The sequence below is a fragment of the Paraburkholderia sp. SIMBA_030 genome (assembly GCF_046535245.1).
GTDB lineage: Bacteria > Pseudomonadota > Gammaproteobacteria > Burkholderiales > Burkholderiaceae > Paraburkholderia.
Map to the genome: position 1 here is coordinate 1 of NZ_JAWRXB010000728.1, position 265 is coordinate 265.

The window sequence follows — 265 nt, forward strand, 5'->3', positions numbered from 1 at the left end:
CGATGCTTCGCGGCCAGCGCCTGCACGCTGCTGATGCCCGGGATCACCTCGAACTCGAACGCGAGCCGCCCTTCGCCGAGGATCGCATCGAGAATGCGGATCGTGCTGTCGTAGAGCGCGGGATCGCCCCAGACGAGGAACGCGCCGCATTGGCCGTCGGCGAGTTCATGCTCGATCAGCCCTTGGAATACGCGCTGCTTGTCGCGATTGAGTTCGTCGACAGCCGCCTTGTATTCGACGCCGTCGCGCCGCCGCTCGGGACTCG

Annotated in this window: 1 protein-coding gene; it reads right to left on the bottom strand. The window is 66.0% G+C overall.

What is annotated here, in order from left to right:
• The coding region (locus tag SB772_RS41875; RefSeq protein ID WP_410838759.1) for an SAM-dependent methyltransferase at nucleotides 1–265 on the bottom strand (265 nt) is incomplete at both ends.